We start from the raw sequence: 17,399 nt of genomic DNA, 5'->3' as shown, positions 1-17,399 counted from the left end.
GGGAGGAATTGGAATTGAGACGGCGTGCCGTTTTTCGGGGCCATCCGTGGCTCGTCCAAGGTCATTTCAAGGCGTGAGAAACAAATGTTTACACGAGGTGTTCACTATCTTGCGAGCGTCAGGTCTCGCTAAACTTAGGAGTTAGACATGATCCGTAAAGCTGCCCTGCTGTATAGCATGACCGGTGCCATGATGATCGCCGCCCCTGCATTTGCCCAAGAACAATCGCAGGACATGGCCACTCCGCCCGCACCGGCCGAAGCTCCTGCTGCGCCGCAAAGCCTTACTCTGAACCCGGGTGCCACCGTCAAGAGCGCTGATGGCAGCGAACTTGGAAAATTGGTGGGTGCACAGAATGGTGCCAATGGTCAGGAGCTGACCGTACGCGGTGCTGATGGTGTTGTTCGCGCCGTTGCACTGGCTGGTATCCGTCAAGAGGGTTCTGACATTGTCGTGAATGCAACCCTGTCCGATTTCCAGTCGGCTGCACCGATTGCCGGTCAGGAGACCGCTCCGGATGCCGCAGCTGCGGATGATGCGGACGCTGACACGACTGCAGATACACCGGTCGACGAACCGAAAGCCTAAGCTGCCCCTTTGGGCGATTAGCTAAGGTAATATCAAAGGGCGACCCGAACGGGTCGCCCTTTTTTGTTTGGCAGACTTTAAGCAGGTCAGGCGCGCTTTCTAATCATGCCCAGCAGGAACAGCAGGATGACGGCCCCTAAGGTGGCGACAATAATCCCGACTATCCAACTGCCCGAGGCATCCATGCCCAGCATATTGACCAGAAATCCGCCCAATAATGCGCCGACAACACCGACAATGAGATTGGTCCAAAGACCGTGATCACGCTTCATGATCTTTTCGGCGAGCCAACCGGCGATAAGGCCGATGATGATCCAAGCAATAAAACCAAAACCGCTCATAAATCCCTCCCTATAGATTCTTAGGCTTGAAATGCCTCGCTTCGGTAATGCGCGATGAGCGGGTCAGTTGCGAGAACGTCGGTATTTTGGTGTGCAGCTTTGGGCGGCACTAGCCTTGCTTGCTTGGTCGTAAAGGATTGTAACCAGGCACATCCGGTGTCGTTTTGAAACAGGCGAGGATGAAGTGGCAAGCGAGATTGACCTGCATATTGGCCGCAGGATGCGCCGACGCCGACGCGTGCTGGGCTTGACGCAGCAACAGCTTGGAGATCGTCTGGGTATCCGTTTCCAGCAGGTGCAGAAATACGAATGTGGGGCCAATCGCATATCCGCAGCGCGGTTATGGTATCTGGCTCATGCGCTGGAAACCGATATCGGCTATTTTTATGATGGCTACACAGAAGGTCATCATGGCGATAATGCCAATCTGCCTGTGATGGCCAAGGATGCGGTCGCCTGAATGGCTTTTGGCTTTTAAGTCCTCGAAGTTTGGGCGAACGGCGTGTAAGCCACGGCCATGACCGACCTAGAAGTTTTTGCCCTCGAACTGGCCAAGGTGGCTGCCGAAGCCAGCCTGCCACACTTCCGTACCGATGTGTCGGAGATCAATAAGGCAGAGCCGGGCAGTTTTGATCCGGTTACAGAAGCTGACCGTGCGGCTGAGCGGGCTTTGCGGGCGGCGATCAATGCCCGTTATCCTGAACACGGCATTATTGGCGAAGAGTATGGTGAGGAAAATCCGGACGCTGACTATGTCTGGATTCTGGACCCGATCGACGGCACCCGCGCCTTTATTTCGGGCTTACCCTTGTGGACCAATCTGATCAGCATGCGCCATCAGGGTGTGCCGGTGATCGGCGTGGTCGGGCAGCCCTATATCGGTGAGGTATTTATCGGTGGTCCTGCCGGTGCCTATCTGTTCGCTGGCGAAAACAAGACTCCGATCCGCACCCGTAAATGTGCTGCGCTATCTCAGGCTATCGCTGCCACAACCGATGCCGATATTTTCCTGGGCGAGGACCGTCATAGTTGGGAGCGCCTGAAAGACACGGTGCGGATGGCCCGTTATGGCTGCGACGCCTATGCCTATGCAATGCTGGCCGCAGGCCGCATTGATGTGGTTCTGGAAAGTGAGTTGAAGGTCTGGGACTGGTCGGCTCTTATGCCGCTGGTCAAGGCTGCCGGAGGAGACTTCACCGGTTGGGACGGGCAGATGCCGACAATCGAGGACGGGCGCGTTCTGGCTGTTGGTGATCCGGCCCTGCGTGATCCTGTTTTGGCTCTGCTGAAGATCTAGGGGCGGCCCCGCAAAGAGCCGCCACCTAAAAGAATACAGCATTTACCGGCTATCAGGACGACCTGCGGCGATGAAAGCATCTATGCTTGCAAAGGTCGATGAGGTGCGCTCGTTATCGCAAACGATCGCTTTGACGTAGGAATCCAGGCTGTTGGCTGCGATGCGTTCGAACTCGTATTCGTTCGGGATACGCTCTTCCTCGCTTCCATCGGCACCATAATAGATTTCGGTGCCGGTCTTGGACTGGTTGGCATTGCAGCGCAGATTGACCTCGGTCAACGAATGGGTCTTGTCGCCGGCATCGCCTTGTGCGGGGACCCGGGCCACATAGGTGGTGGTGATGCCGTCTTGTTGTTTGATGGCATTCACATCAATCATGTAGACGGTGCTGTTGCTGCGGGAAATGACGTTCCAGTTCTGGCCGACAGCTTGCGGAGCCGGAGCGGCCGAAAGTTGTTCTTCCTGAGTTGGTAAAGAAGCTGTGGCCAAAACGGCCATCAGGGACAGTGCTAACATAACCACATCCTCCCGTGTGTCGGTGATTTTGGCGTGTATTTTGCGCCAAGGTTACGGTTTTGCAATGGGGAACCTTAACGGCGTGCCGAGCTTTTGCCGTGTTCGCGTAACAAGGTAGGCGTATGCCACAACATCGTCTTTGGATCAGTGTTTTCAGTGCCGTTGCGGCAAGTATGGCCATGATGGTTTCACCGGTCATGGCGCAGGCACCGCGACCCAGCTTGCCTGTCACCCTCTCTACGATGGATGAAGGCTTTGTCTCCGACCGCATCCATATCGAGGTGCGGGGTCAAGAAGACGGGCCGGATATTATTCTTATACCCGGACTTGCTTCGACCTCGGCGGTGTGGGCCAAGCTGGCACCGGTGTTGGAGGGCCGCTACCGGCTGCATCTGGTCAATGTGCGGGGCTTTGGCGATTATGCGCCCCAAGGGAATGCCCGTGGACATCTGACAACGGAAGTTGCCACCGAGATCAAGCGCTATATCCGCGAGCACGAGTTGGATCGTCCGGCCATCATCGGCCACTCCATGGGTGGACAACTGGCCCTGCGCGTGGCCGCGGACGAGGGCGAACAGATCAGTAAAGTCATGGTGATGGATTCGTCGCCTTTCTTCCCTTCACTGATCACGCGGGGGGCCACCCGGGCCGATGTCGAACCCTTAGCGCGACTGGTATTTCAAGGCGTGATGATGCTGGGTGACGAGATGCTGCGCTCATCGGCGGCTCAGGCGGGGCTCAATCTGGGCGCGGGCGGAGATCACCTGTTCAACAGTTTGGGCTGGCAGGGCGGGGATCGCCGTGTGCTGGCGCAGGGGCTGTACGAGGTGCTGACCAATGATCTGCGCTATCGTTTGCCCGATATCACCGCGCCAGTGACTGTGGTCTATGGCTGGAGCGACAAAGCTGAAAACCCGCGTGCACAGGTCGATGACGCCTTCCGCTATGGCTATATGAACCTACGCCGCCCCGCCCGTTTCGAGCGCATGAACGGGGCCGAGCACATGGTGATGATCGATACCCCAAAACAGCTTGAACTGGCCGTCAGACGCTTTTTGGCCGACTGAGGCTTAGGTTTAGGCTTCAGGCGATTTGGCGAAGGGCGTCCAGCACGGCCTGTCCATAGCGGTCCAGCTTTCCGGCCCCGACGCCGTTGATGCGGCCAAGGTCGTTGAAGTCGCGCGGTTCCTGTACGGCGATCTCGACCAGTGTTTTGTCCTGGAAGATGACATAGGGCGGCACGCCCTGTTCCTTGGCGCGGTCGCGGCGCCAGTTGCGTAGGGCATCGAAGCGGGCGCGCACATCTGTGTCGAGGCTTTCGGCGGGCAGGTTGCGGCCAATATTCTTGCGGGGCTTTTCAGTGACTTCGCGCGCGGGCGGACGCTTGACCCGCACGTCCCGCTCACCGCGATAGACGCCGCGCACAGCATCCGCCTCGCCCAGCTTGATGATCGGATAGCCATCGGTGGCTTCCTCGACCAACAGACCCTCGAACATCAGATGGTCGAACACATCGCGCCAGCCGAGGATGGACAGGTCCTTGCCAATGCCAAAGGTCGAGAGCGAAGTTTCCCACGCCGCATTGTCTTTGGACTTGCCGATCAGGTGATCGACCACGCGGGTACGGCCAAAACGCTCGCCTAGACGCTGGACGGCAGCCAGTGCTTTTTGTGCCGGAACCAGTGCGTCGAATGTCTGGGGCGGATCGCCACAGATGTCACAGCCGCCGCACGGTTCGGCGATGGCCTCGCCGAAATAGCGGCGCACGGCCTGCGGGCGGCAGGTGGCACCGTCCAGCATGGCAAACAACTGGCGCACCTTGCGGATTTGCACCCGTTTGACCTCTTCGGCCATGGGGCGGCCCTCAAGGCGACGCAGCGACCATGCAATGTCGGACGGACCAAACAGGGTGATCCCTTCGGCGGGTTCGCCATCGCGGCCCGCACGGCCGACCTCCTGCCAATAGGCTTCGAGGCTGCCGGGGGGATCAGCATGGATGACATAGCGGACATCGGGTTTGTCCACGCCCATGCCAAAGGCGATGGTGGCGACCATGACGGCGTCTTCTTCGTTGAGGAAACGGTCAAGGCGGATGTCGCGCTCGCGGTTGTCGAAACCGGCATGATAGCTGATGGCGTTGACGCCGTTGTTTCTCAGTTCCTGCGCCAGTCGGTCACAGCCGTCACGGCTGCCGCAATAGACCACGCCGGATCGGCGGGGCCGCTCGCACACCAGTTCCACGACGCGCGCATCGGTGCGGGCGCGTGATCCATTGACCTTGCGCTCGGCGCTCAGTTGCAGGTTCGGGCGGGCAAAGCTGTCCACGAACACCTTGGCATCCTGAAGATGCAGAGAGGCCAGAATGTCTTCGCGGGTGCGGGCATCGGCGGTGGCGGTGACCGCAATGCGCGGCACACGCGGGAACACTTCGGCCAGCTTGCCGAGTGTGCGATAATCCGGGCGGAAATCGTGGCCCCATTGCGAAACACAGTGGGCTTCGTCGATGGCGATCAGGCTGATCTGGAGTTCCGACAGTCGCTCCAGCATGGAACCGGCGGCCAAGCCTTCGGGCGAGACATAGAGCAGGTCGAGATCGCCATTGCGGGCATCGCGCCACACGGCGCTGCGTTCGTCGGCGGTCATGCCGCTGTCGAGACGGGCGGCGGCCACGCCTTGTTGTTTCAAGGCCTCGACCTGATCGGTCATCAGGGCGATCAGCGGCGACACCACCAGCCCGACACCGGGGCGCAGAATGGCGGGAATCTGATAGCAGACGCTCTTGCCGCCGCCGGTCGGCAGCACGGCCATGACATGGCGACCGGCCATGATTTCGGTAATCACATCGGCTTGCAGGCCGCGAAAATCGGCATGACCCCAGACGCGCTTCAGCAGGACACGGGCATCATCCAGTGTCGGCGACGGATCGCTATAGTCAAAGCTATCATATGAGGGGTCGAACATAGGGGGCTTGTGCCGCAATTCGGGCATGGGTGTCATCTTGTCAGATGGTCAAAAGCGCATCCTGTGCGGGGAGTGTCGCAAATCGAGCGCGAAACCCGTATAGGGGCGCTTATGACAAGCCTGATTTATGGTCGCCCGCCGGCCGTGTTTGATCCGCCGATGAGCGCCACCCAGACCTCGCCCCTGATCCCCGGATCAAGCGCGCTAGAGGATATGGCGGATGGATCGGTCGACGATATCACTCTTTATGCGCCCCCCGGTGCTGTCGAGCGCCGCTATGTGCTGGCACAGGCCCTGCGCGTCCTCAAGGCGGGCGGGCGTCTGGATGTCATGGCCCCCAAGGACAAGGGCGGCTCTCGTCTGGCCAAGGAGCTGAAAGGCTTTGGTCTGGAGTTTGCTGAAAACGCCAAGGCCCACCATCGCCGTGTGCAACTGACCCGACCCGAAACGGTCGATGGTCTGGATGCGGCGATCCGTGACGGCGCACCGCGTATCGTTCCGGGCCTTGAGGCATGGTCGCAACCGGGTGTGTTCGCATGGGACCGGATTGATACCGGTACGGCACTGCTGGCACAGGTTCTGCCGCCCCTGAAAGGCCATGGCATTGATCTGGGCTGTGGCTATGGCGCGCTGGCGACGGTGGTACTGCGGTCACCGGCTGTGGCCTCGCTGCGGATGATCGATCTTGACCGCCGCGCCCTGTCGGCGGCCAAGAAGAATGTCGAAGACGCCCGCGCCCGTTTCGAGTGGGATGATGTTCGCACGCTGGAAGCAGAGGGCACTCTGGACTTTGTTGTCTCCAATCCGCCCTTCCATGATGGCGGGATCGAGGACAAGCGCCTCGGCCAGAAATTTATCCGCAAGTCTGCCGAGCTTTTGAAAAAGGGCGGCGTGGCATGGATCGTGGCCAACCGTCACCTGCCCTATGAGCAGGACCTCAACGAGGTCTTCAAGCGCGTGAACATGGTGGTTGACCAGCAAGGCTTCAAAGTCTTCGAGGCTGTTAAATAATGGCGAAGACCCCAACTGCGCGCGTGGACAAGCTTCTGTCCTCCATGGGCTATGGCTCGCGCACAGAAATGGCGCGCATGGCCAAGGCGGGCGGCATCATGCTGGATGGTGTCGATCTAACCGATGTGACCAAGCGCATCCCGATCACGCCCGACCTGCCTTCGCGCATGGAGATCGACGGTGAGCCTCTGGATCCTGTACCGGGTCTTGTCATCCTGCTGAACAAGCCCTTGGGCATGACCTGTTCGCATAAGGAAGATGGCGCGCTGGTCTATGATGTACTGCCGGAACGCTGGATGCGCCGCGATCCGGCCATCTCGACCATCGGGCGCCTCGACAAACAGACCTCGGGCCTGTTGCTGCTGACCGATGACGGCGACCTGCTGCACCGTGTCATCAGCCCCAAACGTCATGTGAAAAAGGTCTATCGCGCCCTGCTGGCCCGCCCGCTGAACGGGACGGAGGGTGATCTGTTTGCCTCGGGCCATCTGATGCTGGAAGGCGAGGACAAACCCCTGTCACCGGCAGAGCTGGAAGTGGTGTCCCCGACCGAGGCCCTGCTGTCGGTCACTGAGGGCCGTTATCATCAGGTGCGTCGCATGTTTGCTGCCACCGGCAACCATGTCGAGGCCCTGCACCGCGAGCGTCTGGGTGGTTTGACCCTGCCGGCTGATCTGGCTCCGGGCGAATGGAAGCTGCTGAACGCGGACGAGATCGCGTCCATATTCTCCGCTAGCTGACAACAGGGCCGGAACGTCCGGCCCTGTCATGCACTGTCTTGTCACGGGAAAATGACAGGATGGATGAATATGAAGGCACCTGCAAAAACCTCGCTTGATGAGAACGAGAAGAAGCTGGTCGATCAGACGAAGACGTTGGATGGCTTTACCCATCGCGAACTGACCGAACTGGCCCGCCAGTTGCGCAGCCGCCGCGAGCGGATTTTGCGCATGATCCGTGGCCGTAAACGCGAGGCCCGCAAGCAAGGCGCATTGAGCCCCGATACAGGCGCGCACGACAAAAAGGCCGAGCTGATTGCTGCCATCGATCGCGTGAACGCGGCGCTGGAAGCCCGTGCCCATGCCCATAGGGGAACCATGCCTGAGGCCAAGCCGAAAGCTGCGCCCAAGGATACCGTCAAGAAGTCTGCCGATGCGAAAGCGGGCGAAAAACCTGCCAAAAAGAGCGCGTCTGCGGCGGCTAAAAAGCCAGCCGCTAAAAAATCAGCCTCAAAATAGGCGGCCCTGACTTTGGCTGCGCCGTGCGGCCTTGACCTAACGGTCAGGGTCGCGCACCCCTCGGCTATGACCGAGGTAAAGATCTGCGGGCTGACCACGCCCGAAACGCTTGAAGCGGCCCTTGCGGGGGGCGCGGCCTATGTCGGGGCGGTGATCTTTCCCAAGAGTCCGCGCCATATCGAACCTGAAGCCGCCGCCGAGCTGTTTGCGATGGCCCGCGGTCGCGCAGCGGTGGTGGCCGTGGTGGTTGATCCCGACGATGCGCTGCTGGGCCGTATCGCCACCTCTTTAAAGCCCGACTTCATTCAGTTGCATGGCAATGAAACACCGCAAAGGGCCGCCGAGGTGCGGGCTCTGACCGGAGCCAAGATCATTAAGGCCCTGCCGATCCGCGAAGACGCGGATTTTGCGGCTGTTCCCGCATGGACCAAGGCGGCCGATATTTTACTGTTCGATGCCAAGCCACCCAAGGGCAGCGAGCTGCCCGGTGGTGTGGGGCACAGTTTTGACTGGTCCTTGATGGCTAATCGCGAACTTCCGGCAAGATGGTTCCTCGCGGGTGGGCTGGATGACACCAATCTGGGTGAAGCCTTGCGCATAACGGGGGCATCTATGGTGGATGTCTCCTCTGGCGTTGAAAGCGCACCGGGTGTTAAGGACATTCCCCTGATCCGGAAGTTTCTGGATGCAGCCCGTCAAACTCCGGCCTGACCGCCCTGATTTCGTCGTCTTCCTCCCTGTAGATTGCTGCCGTGAACGCACCATTGAAAAACACCTACGCATGGCCCGATGAGCAGGGCCGTTTCGGCCCCTATGGTGGTCGTTTCGTACCCGAAACCCTGATGCCGCTGATCCACGAGCTGGATGCAGCCTATAAGGCGGCCAAGGCGGACCCGAGTTTTCAGGAAGAGCTGGACGGCTATCTGAAATACTATGTGGGCCGCGAAAGCCCGCTGTATCATGCCGAACGCCTGACCGAGCATTTCGGCGGGGCGCGGGTGTGGCTCAAGCGCGAAGACCTGAACCACACGGGCGCGCACAAGATCAATAACTGCATGGGTCAGATTCTGTTGGCCCGCCGCATGGGCAAGACCCGCATCATTGCCGAGACCGGCGCAGGCCAGCACGGCGTGGCCTCGGCTACGGTTTGTGCGCGTTTTGGTCTGCCCTGCACCGTCTATATGGGCGCTGTGGACGTGGAACGTCAGCAGCCGAACGTCTTCCGCATGAAGCTTTTGGGGGCTGAGGTGAACGCCGTGACGGCGGGCGCGGCCACCTTGAAAGACGCCATGAACGAGGCGATGCGTGACTGGGTGACCAATGTCGAGGACACTTATTACATCATCGGCACGGCAGCCGGTCCGGCCCCCTATCCCGAAATGGTGCGCGATTTCCAGTCGGTGATCGGCAAGGAGATCAAGGCCCAATCTCTGGCCCAGATGGGGCATCTGCCCAATGCGGTGGTCGCCTGTATCGGCGGCGGTTCCAACGCCATCGGTGCCATGCACCCGTTCGTAAATGACGAGATCGTGCGCCTGATCGGTGTCGAAGCCGCAGGCCACGGCCTGGAAACGGAAAACGGTCATGCGGCATCGCTGAAGGGCGGACGTCCGGGTGTGTTGCACGGCAACCGCACCTATCTGCTGCAGGATGGCGATGGCCAAATCCTCGAAGGCCACTCGATTTCGGCGGGCCTCGACTATCCGGGTATCGGCCCCGAACATGCGTGGCTGAATGATCTGGGACGCGGCGAATATCGCTCGACAACCGATGACGAGGCACTGGACGCCTTCCAGATGATCTCCAAGTTGGAAGGTATTATTCCGGCACTGGAGCCTTCGCACGCACTGGCCCGTGCAGGCGAGATTGCCCGCGAAGTCGGCAAGGGCGGCGACATTGTCGTGGTCCTGTCGGGCCGTGGCGACAAGGACATTTTCACCGTCGCAAAACACCTTGGCGTGGAGCTTTAAGTGATGCTGGTTTCCCTGATGACTGCGAGCCTGATGCTGGCCGCACAAGACGCCCCTGTGACGACTGCCCCGCCGGTGGTGGATGCGGCTGTAGCAATCCCGTCGGATATTCCGGTGCTGGAACCGGCTGTAGCTTCTGCTGATTGTGGCGGGCTTTTGAAGGCGCCGGCCTTCTGTGTAACGGCGCGTATGGACCAGACCGGCGCTGTGGCCGAGGCCTATCTGGCGCATCTGGAACAACAAGGCTGGCTGGCTGCTGACGGTGACGACAACCGCGTCATTCTGGTCAAGCGCCGCGAGGCCGGTGGCTGTGACGGCCTGCAAATGGTCGCCTTCTACGACACTGAAAAACCGCAAGCCGCAGAGGCTCCGGCCTTCCTCGGCTTTGCCACCATTCCGGGCGATGTCTGCGCCGCACCGAGCGGAGGCACCGCACAGTGACGACGTCGCGTATTGATGCCCGTTTTGCCAAGCTGAAGGCCGAGAATCGCGCGGGTTTCGTGCCGTTCGTTATGACAGGCGATCCCAGCCGCGAAGAAGCGCTGGAAATCCTCAAGGGCCTGCCCGAGGCGGGGGCCGACATTATCGAAGTGGGGCTGGCCTTTTCCGATCCGATGGCCGAGGGCCCGCCCGTGCAACGCGCCGCCCAGCGCGGCCTGAAGGCGGGTATGACCCTGCGTGGCACCATGGATCTGGTGGCTGAGTTCCGTAAGACCGATCAGGACACGCCGGTGATCCTGATGGGCTATCTGAACCCTGTCGAATCCTATGGCTATGCCCGCTTTGCCAAAGAAGCAGCCGAGGCTGGCATTGATGGACTGATCTCGGTGGATTGCCCGCCCGAAGAGGCCGCAGACCTTGCCGCGGCGATGGATGCCGAACAGTTGTCGCTGATCCGTCTGGCCACGCCGACCTCGGACGATGCGCGCCTCGAAGTGATCGCACGCGGCACATCGGGCTTTATCTATTACGTCTCGGTGGCCGGTGTGACGGGCGTCAAAGAGGCGCAGGCCGCCTCGGTGGCCCCTGCTGTTGCGCGCGTTCGCAAGGCCACGGGCCTTCCGGTGGCCGTCGGTTTCGGCATCAAGACACCGGAACGTGCCGCCGAAATTGCCCGCGTATCGGATGCGGTGGTGGTCGGCTCTGCCCTTGTCGACGAAGTCGCTGCGGCCCTTGAGGCGGGCGAGGCGGCTGTGCCGCGCGTACTGGCCAAGGTACGCACCCTTTCTGATGCAGTTCGTAATGCACGTAACTAGTGCTTCCGTGACGGAAACCGTTTAAACAGCGCCCATGGTCGATAAGAATTCCGAAAACAAAGCCCGCGGTGGCTGGCTTTCGCGCCTTTCCCCCGGTGTCCGCAAAGTGGTCAAAGCCACGGACACGCCTGACAATCTGTGGGTGAAAGACCCCGATACGGGCGAGATGATCTATCGCTCGGACCTCGAGGCTGCGCTGTGGGTGACGCCGTCTGGCCGTCACATGCGTATCAATGCTCCGACGCGTCTGAAGGCGACGTTTGACGGCGGCAAATACGAAGCCATTGCCACGCCCGACGTGCCCGAAGATCCGCTGAACTTCTCGGACGGCAAGCCCTATAAGGAACGTCTGGCTGCGGCCCGCAAGGCGGCGGGGCGTCCCGACACCATGGCCATCGGCTATGGCAAGATTGACGGCACGCCTGCTGTGGTCATCGTTCAGGACTTCACCTTTATGGGTGGTTCGCTGGGCATGGCGGCGGGCGAGGCCTTCATCACCGCCGCGCAGGAAGCTGTGAAGCGCGGTGTGCCTCTGGTTTGCTTCACCGCAGCCGGTGGTGCGCGTATGCAGGAAGGCGCGCTGTCCCTGATGCAGATGGCCCGCACGACGCTGGCCATTCAGGACCTGAAAGCCAACCAGCTTCCCTATGCTGTAGTGCTGACCGACCCGACCACGGGCGGTGTGACGGCATCCTATGCCATGCTGGGCGATGTGCATCTGGCCGAGCCGGGTGCCCTGATCGGCTTTGCCGGTCCGCGCGTGATCGAAACCACCATCCGCGAGAAACTGCCGCCGGGCTTCCAGCGCGCAGAATACCTCAAGGAAAAAGGCATGGTCGACAAGGTTGTGACCCGTCACGCCTTGCCGGAAACGCTGGGCCGTATCCTGTCCATCCTGATGGATGGCAAGCGCAAGGCCGCTTAAGGCCGATACGAAAGGCGTGGCCTTGGACCCTATTTCTGAACGTCTCAAGGCCCGCCACCCTCAGCGCATAGACCTGTCGCTGGGCCGGATGCAGGCCTTGTGCGCGGCTTTGGACAATCCCCAGAACCGCCTGCCGCCCGTCATCCATGTGGCGGGCACCAATGGCAAGGGATCGACGGTGTCGTTGATCCGCGCCATTGCCGAGGCGGCAGGGCTCAAGGTCCACACCTATACCTCGCCGCACCTGGTGCGCTTCAACGAGCGTATCCGTTTGGCCGGAAAGCTGATTTCCGACGCACAACTGAACGAAATCCTCGATCGCGTCGAAGCGGCGATGGAGGCGACAGGCGGACAGGCGACCGTATTTGAAAGCACGACCGCTGCCGGTTTTGTCGCCATGTCCGAAACCCCTGCGGACCTTGCCATTATCGAGGTCGGTCTGGGCGGTATTCTGGACGCTACCAATATTATCGAGCGCCCGCTGCTGAGCGTGATTACGCCGGTGGACCTCGACCATGCCGAGTTTCTGGGCACCGATCTGGCCGGTGTGGCCCGCGAGAAGGCGGGCATTATCAAGGCCGGTGCGCGGGGCATTATTGCCCGCCAGTCCGAACCGGCCATGGCCGAGATCGAGCGCCGCGCTCAGGAGGTCGGCTCGCCGCTGACTGTTGCGGGTGTGGATTTCGATAGTTTCGCCGAGCGGGGCGGACTGGCTTATCAGGACCAGATCCGTTTCCTTGATCTTCCGGCCCCTGCGCTTTCGGGCAATCACCAGTTCGACAATGCGGGGCTGGCCATTGCCGTCGCGCTGGAACTGGACCTGTCCGAAGACGCCATTGCGGGGGGTCTAAAATCTGTATTCTGGCCTGCACGGATGCAGCGCCTGACGGCCGGTCCCTATGCCGAACAGGCCAAGACGGTTGATGCCGAGCTGTGGCTGGATGGCGGGCATAATCCGCATGCGGCGCGTGCATTGGCGCGCGTGCTGGGCGATCGCCAAAGCCGTTCGCCGCGTCCAAGCGTTCTGATTGTCGGCATGTTGGCCAATAAGGATGCGGGCGGCTTCTTCGAGGCGCTCAAAGGCATCGTGGCCAAGGTCATCGCCGTGCCGTTCGACGGGGCCTGTGCCGAACCTCAAAGCCTTGCTGCTGCGGCACAGGGCTGTGGTTTCGAGGCGATGACGGCGAACACCATGGCCGAGGCTATGGACCGTGCCGTAGCACTGGGCGCAGGCCGTATCGTAATCTGCGGCAGTCTTTATCTGGCGGGCGAGGTTCTGGGGGCGTCTGCCGAAACATGGCCGGTCTAGGCATCCGGCCTTAAAAAAGGGCGGCCCGTGAGAGCCGCCCTTTTCTATATTTACTCGACGCCGGCTTCGGTCAGCCATTCGACGATCTTGCCCTTGGGCATGGGGCCGACCTTCATCGAGGTCATCTGGCCGTCCTTGAACAACATCAGGGTCGGGATGCCTTTGACGCCCAGCTTGGACGGAGTCATCGGGCTGTCGTCGATGTTCAACTTGGCGATGGTCACCTTCTCGCCGATCTCGTCCGACAGCTGTTCCAGAGCCGGACCGATCTGCTTGCACGGGCCACACCATTCGGCCCAGAAGTCCAGCAGGACCGGCTTTGCAGCCTTCAGGACGTCGGTTTCAAAGCTGTCGTCAGTGACCTTGAGCGTGGCCATAATCGTCTCTTTCTTCTGTGTGGGCGCGGGCAAGATATGGACCTTGGCCGCGCCGCTTCCCCTGTGATGTGGGGCAGTTTTATCCGTTAATCAATGGCGCTCAGCCCAGCGAGGCCATCAGGACATCGTTTGTGACCGGCATCAGCTTGGGCCCGTCGGTCCAGACCAGCGCCGCCTCGACCGGACGATCCGGATAAAGCTGGCGCAAGACCGCCGCATAGACGGCCAACTGGGTCAGATAGGCCGGATCAACCTCCTCCAGCTTGTCAGGCGCGGGACGGTTGGTCTTGTAGTCCACCACCAGAACGCGCTCGGGCGTGATGACCAGACGGTCGATCTGGCCGTTGATCTTGACCCCTTGGGGCAGTTCGGGCGCGGTGCCGGTCAGGGCCACTTCGGCGCGCGATCCGGCCCCGAACACAGGGGCAAAGCGGGCATCGTCCAGCACGCTGAAGGCCGCCTCGATCATCTCGGCCCTTTGGGCATCGTCCAGATCGATTTCCTTGGACAACAGACGCTGGGCCGCCTCGCGGCGCGTGGCGGGGGCGATATCGGGCAGGCGTTCCAGAAGACGGTGAACCAGATCGCCGCGACGGAAACGGCCCAAAGCCGCACCGCCGCTCGGAGCCATGGCCAGCGGGGATGGGGCCGGAATACGCTTCTTACCTTCCATCTGCGACGGGGCTGAAAAGCGCGCTGTCGCATCGGCGGGGGCCGGATCTGCCAGCCATGAGGGCAGGGCCACAGGCTTGGCCGACAAACGCTGCTCGGGGGCCATCAGGGGGGGCAAGGTGCCCATACGCGCACGGCCATCACCGTCGGTCGAGACGTGTCCGGCCTCGGCGGCTTTCAGGAAGGTCTGCTGAAGAATGTCCCACCACGATCCTTCCTGATAGCCGGTCTTGCTCTTGAGGCCGCGGCCCATAATGATCAGACGGTCGCGGGCGCGGGTCAGGGCCACATACAACAGACGCAAGGATTCCTCGTCGGTGCGGGCCTCGCGCAGTTCGCGGGCGGCCTTGGAGGCGTCGCAATCCTCGTCCTTGCGCGGACACATCAGCCAGACCTCGCCCGCATCACCGGCAGGGATTGGCATCAGGCGCGGCCCCTGCGGTTTGGCCTTGGAGGTGGTGTCGGGCAGGATCACGACAGGGGCCTCAAGCCCCTTGGAGCCGTGGACGGTCATCACACGCACCTCGTTGCGCGCACCCTCCATCTCGCGTTTGACCTCGACGGCGCTCTGTTCCAGCATCCGCAGACAGGTTTCCAGATCATGCCCGCCGCGTTCCTCGGCGCTTAAAATCTGGGCGAGGGTTTCGTCGATGGCCTCTTCGGCCTCGCGGCCCATCCGGTCCACGATCCGACCACGACCCGAGCGGCCGTCGTCGAACACATGGTTCAGGGCCGTCGAGAAGAAGGTGAAGGGATCACCTTGGCTGGCGGCTACCAGACGCTGCAACAGGTCGTGGGCCTCGCGCCATTGCGGGTGCGCGTCCTTGCGGGCTTGCAGGGTACCCCACAGGCTTTGGCTGCCTCGCGTACCGGTCTCGGCCAGATGATACAGATCATGCGGTTCGCCAAAGTCCGGCACATCGCAGAACGGGCTACGCAGGATTTCCGCCAGTGACAGATCATCGGACGGGAACAGGGCAAAGCGCGCCAAGGCCAGCATGTCGTCAAAGACAATATGCTCGTCCAGCTTCAGGCGGTCGGCCCCCGCAACGGGCACGCCCTCCATCTTCAGGGCACGGATAATCTCTTCGAACGTCGCATCGCGGCGGCGCACCAGCACCAGATAATCGCCATAGCGGGCCGGGCGATAATAGGGACCGCGCGCCTTGTCGAAATCCCAGATGCCCGAGCCATTGGCCACCTGATCGCGGATTTCGCGCGCCAGCGCCCGCGCCAGTTTCTTGCGTCCGCTGGCCTCGCTTTCCTGATCGACAGGGGCGGACCATGCCTGTTTTTCGACCTTTTCAGGATCGGTAAACAGCGGCCATAGCTCGACACATCCGGCCTGTCCGTCACGCGCGGGAAGGTGGGGTGGAATATCGGCCTCGACCCCGACAAGGGCGCGGGTGCGCTCGGGATGGTCGAACACCGCATCCACATATTCCAGCACATCGCGGGTCGAGCGGAAGGAGGTGTTTAGGTCCACCGGCAGGAAGCTGCGCCCGACATTGAGGGCGCGGGTTTCATACTGTTTGGCCTCTTGGCGCAGGCGCTCGGGGCGAGCCCCCTGGAACGAATAGATCGACTGTTTTTCGTCACCGACGACAAAGACTGTGCGCTCGATACTGCGCTCGCGTTCCGTGCCGTCACCGGCATAGAAGCTCTCGGTCAGGGCGCGCATGATTTCCCACTGTTCGGGGGCGGTATCTTGCGCCTCGTCGATCAGCACATGCTCGATGCCGCCATCCAGCTTGTACAATACCCATGCCGCATCGGTGCGCTGGGTCAGCAGTTCGGCGGTGCGTCCGACCAGATCGGTAAAGTCCAGCGCCGCCGCCTCGGCCTTGTGGCTTTCGTACAAGGCGCGGTGAACGCGGGCCAGCGCCAGCAGGTGCTCGGTCTCCTCGGCCACCTTGATGGCAAACAAACGGTTGCGGGTGGCGACGAACTTGTCCTGAAGCGTGGTCAGGAAATCAACTGTGGCAGGCGGGATTTTTGCCGTCGCCATCTTGGCGCGAGGCCCGCGCGGAGGGCTGGCAGTCAGGAAAACATTTTCAAGACTCTCGAACGTCCAGACGGGCAGCGCCGCTCGCATGGCGGCGGCAACCTTGCCGTCATTGGCCCCGCCGGTTTCCATGACGGCGGCGGCATCGCGCCATTCTTCCACGGAGAGATAGCGCATGAACTCGGCGGCAATCTCTTCGGCGGGCTGGTCGCCTGCACCGGTCACTTCGCGCGGCGACGGTGCTGCGCCCGAAGTGATCTGGTCCATATAGGTGCTAAGGCTCTCGCGCTTGGCTTCGATCATGCCCAATAGGTCGTTGAAACTGGCAAAGTCGAGGGCGACCGCAAAATGGGCATAGGCCAGACCGACAGGCCCGTCGGCATGTTCCAGCGCATAGCGGGCCAGCTCGTCGCGCGCCTCTTTGGACAACTGCACAGCGGCCTGATCTTCCAGCACCTTGAAGGCGGGGGTGACGCCCGCTTCAAGAGGGAAGCGGCGCAGCAGTTTTTCGCAGAAGGCGTGGATGGTCTGGATTTTTAGACCGCCGGGGGTTTCCAGAGCGCGGGCAAACAGGCGACGCGCATCGGACAGGTCGCTCTGGTCCAGATCATCGGGGTTACGGCCATCCAGAGCCGCCAAAGATCGGGCCAGAGTCTGATCGTCGGCCACGGCCCATTCGCCCAGTTTTTCAAACAGGCGCGACTGCATTTCAGAGGCCGCGGCCTTGGTATAGGTCACGCACAATATCTCGCCCGGTGCGACGCGCTTCAGCAGCAGACGCGCCACGCGGTTGACCAGTGTGGTGGTCTTGCCCGAACCGGCATTGGCGGTGACGAAGATAGACAGGTCGGGATTGGCCGCCGTCGACTGGCTGGCGCGGGCCGCCTCGACCGGAGACAGATCGGATGTCGGGGTGCGGGTCTCGGTCATGGC

General features: G+C 61.4%; 17 protein-coding genes and 1 pseudogene. 13 read left to right on the top strand and 5 right to left on the bottom strand.

Annotated features, from left to right (window positions below):
• Window positions 1-147 precede the first annotated feature (147 nt).
• Complete coding sequence (locus tag WEU32_RS14675; RefSeq protein WP_312814548.1) at window positions 148-588, top strand: superoxide dismutase; 441 nt, start codon at window positions 148-150, stop codon at window positions 586-588.
• Window positions 589-674: 86 nt separating this feature from the next.
• Here WEU32_RS14675 and WEU32_RS14670 read toward each other — a convergent pair whose 3' ends face one another.
• Window positions 675-929 carry a GlsB/YeaQ/YmgE family stress response membrane protein gene (locus WEU32_RS14670; RefSeq protein WP_312138436.1) on the bottom strand — a complete coding sequence of 85 codons (255 nt, stop codon included), beginning with the start codon at window positions 927-929 and terminating at the stop codon, window positions 675-677.
• Window positions 930-1,113: 184 nt separating this feature from the next.
• Between WEU32_RS14670 and WEU32_RS14665 the strand changes: the two are divergent.
• Window positions 1,114-1,332, top strand: a pseudogene (locus WEU32_RS14665) (helix-turn-helix domain-containing protein); the annotation flags it as partial.
• Window positions 1,333-1,446: 114 nt separating this feature from the next.
• Complete coding sequence (gene hisN, locus WEU32_RS14660; RefSeq protein WP_406852411.1) at window positions 1,447-2,226, top strand: histidinol-phosphatase; 780 nt, start codon at window positions 1,447-1,449, stop codon at window positions 2,224-2,226.
• Window positions 2,227-2,268: 42 nt separating this feature from the next.
• On the opposite strand, the gene WEU32_RS14655 is transcribed toward hisN, so the two are convergent.
• Window positions 2,269-2,742, bottom strand: a complete 474-nt coding sequence (locus tag WEU32_RS14655; protein WP_312814544.1) for a hypothetical protein — start codon at window positions 2,740-2,742, stop codon at window positions 2,269-2,271.
• 122 nt (window positions 2,743-2,864) lie between these two features.
• Between WEU32_RS14655 and WEU32_RS14650 the strand changes: the two genes are divergently transcribed.
• Window positions 2,865-3,809, top strand: a complete 945-nt coding sequence (locus WEU32_RS14650) for an alpha/beta fold hydrolase (protein WP_406852410.1) — start codon at window positions 2,865-2,867, stop codon at window positions 3,807-3,809.
• Between the two features lie 16 nt (window positions 3,810-3,825).
• Here WEU32_RS14650 and recQ read toward each other — a convergent pair whose 3' ends face one another.
• Window positions 3,826-5,703, bottom strand: coding sequence for a DNA helicase RecQ (gene recQ, locus WEU32_RS14645; RefSeq protein ID WP_406852409.1), 1,878 nt, complete (start codon window positions 5,701-5,703; stop codon window positions 3,826-3,828).
• 111 nt (window positions 5,704-5,814) lie between these two features.
• Between recQ and WEU32_RS14640 the strand changes: the two genes are divergently transcribed.
• From WEU32_RS14640 to WEU32_RS14600, 9 genes are all read left to right on the top strand, one after another.
• On the top strand, window positions 5,815-6,714 hold the full coding sequence (locus WEU32_RS14640) for a class I SAM-dependent methyltransferase (protein WP_406852408.1): 900 nt from the start codon (window positions 5,815-5,817) through the stop codon (window positions 6,712-6,714).
• Window positions 6,714-7,454 carry a pseudouridine synthase gene (locus WEU32_RS14635; RefSeq protein ID WP_406852407.1) on the top strand — a complete coding sequence of 247 codons (741 nt, stop codon included), beginning with the start codon at window positions 6,714-6,716 and terminating at the stop codon, window positions 7,452-7,454. Before WEU32_RS14640 ends, WEU32_RS14635 begins: the two co-directional genes overlap by 1 nt.
• Before the next feature lie 69 nt (window positions 7,455-7,523).
• Window positions 7,524-7,952, top strand: a complete 429-nt coding sequence (locus WEU32_RS14630; protein WP_406852406.1) for a hypothetical protein — start codon at window positions 7,524-7,526, stop codon at window positions 7,950-7,952.
• A 66-nt stretch (window positions 7,953-8,018) separates the two neighbouring features.
• Window positions 8,019-8,663, top strand: coding sequence for a phosphoribosylanthranilate isomerase (locus WEU32_RS14625; RefSeq protein ID WP_406852405.1), 645 nt, complete (start codon window positions 8,019-8,021; stop codon window positions 8,661-8,663).
• A gap of 41 nt (window positions 8,664-8,704) precedes the next feature.
• Complete coding sequence (gene trpB, locus WEU32_RS14620) at window positions 8,705-9,922, top strand: tryptophan synthase subunit beta (RefSeq protein WP_406852404.1); 1,218 nt, start codon at window positions 8,705-8,707, stop codon at window positions 9,920-9,922.
• A gap of 3 nt (window positions 9,923-9,925) precedes the next feature.
• Window positions 9,926-10,363, top strand: coding sequence for a hypothetical protein (locus tag WEU32_RS14615; protein WP_406853465.1), 438 nt, complete (start codon window positions 9,926-9,928; stop codon window positions 10,361-10,363).
• Entirely contained in the window at window positions 10,360-11,178 is an 819-nt protein-coding gene (trpA, locus tag WEU32_RS14610) for a tryptophan synthase subunit alpha (protein WP_406852403.1), read from the top strand. The genes WEU32_RS14615 and trpA overlap by 4 nt, the downstream gene beginning before the upstream one ends.
• Window positions 11,179-11,212: 34 nt before the next feature.
• Window positions 11,213-12,103: an acetyl-CoA carboxylase carboxyltransferase subunit beta gene (locus WEU32_RS14605; protein ID WP_406852402.1), complete on the top strand. Its 891-nt coding sequence runs from the start codon at window positions 11,213-11,215 to the stop codon at window positions 12,101-12,103.
• Window positions 12,104-12,125: 22 nt separating this feature from the next.
• On the top strand, window positions 12,126-13,412 hold the full coding sequence (locus WEU32_RS14600; RefSeq protein ID WP_406852401.1) for a bifunctional folylpolyglutamate synthase/dihydrofolate synthase: 1,287 nt from the start codon (window positions 12,126-12,128) through the stop codon (window positions 13,410-13,412).
• Window positions 13,413-13,462: 50 nt separating this feature from the next.
• On the opposite strand, the gene trxA is transcribed toward WEU32_RS14600, so the two are convergent.
• Both trxA and addA read right to left on the bottom strand, forming a co-directional pair.
• A complete protein-coding gene (trxA, locus tag WEU32_RS14595) occupies window positions 13,463-13,789 on the bottom strand; it encodes a thioredoxin (RefSeq protein WP_406852400.1) in 327 nt (108 codons plus the stop codon).
• A 100-nt stretch (window positions 13,790-13,889) separates the two neighbouring features.
• Window positions 13,890-17,396 (bottom strand): double-strand break repair helicase AddA, encoded by a 3,507-nt coding sequence (addA, locus tag WEU32_RS14590; protein ID WP_406852399.1) that lies wholly within the window; start codon window positions 17,394-17,396, stop codon window positions 13,890-13,892.
• Window positions 17,397-17,399 lie beyond the last annotated feature (3 nt).

The sequence above is a fragment of the Brevundimonas sp. BH3 genome, assembly GCF_045345115.1.
GTDB lineage: Bacteria > Pseudomonadota > Alphaproteobacteria > Caulobacterales > Caulobacteraceae > Brevundimonas.
This window is presented reverse-complemented; position numbering and strand designations above follow the sequence as displayed.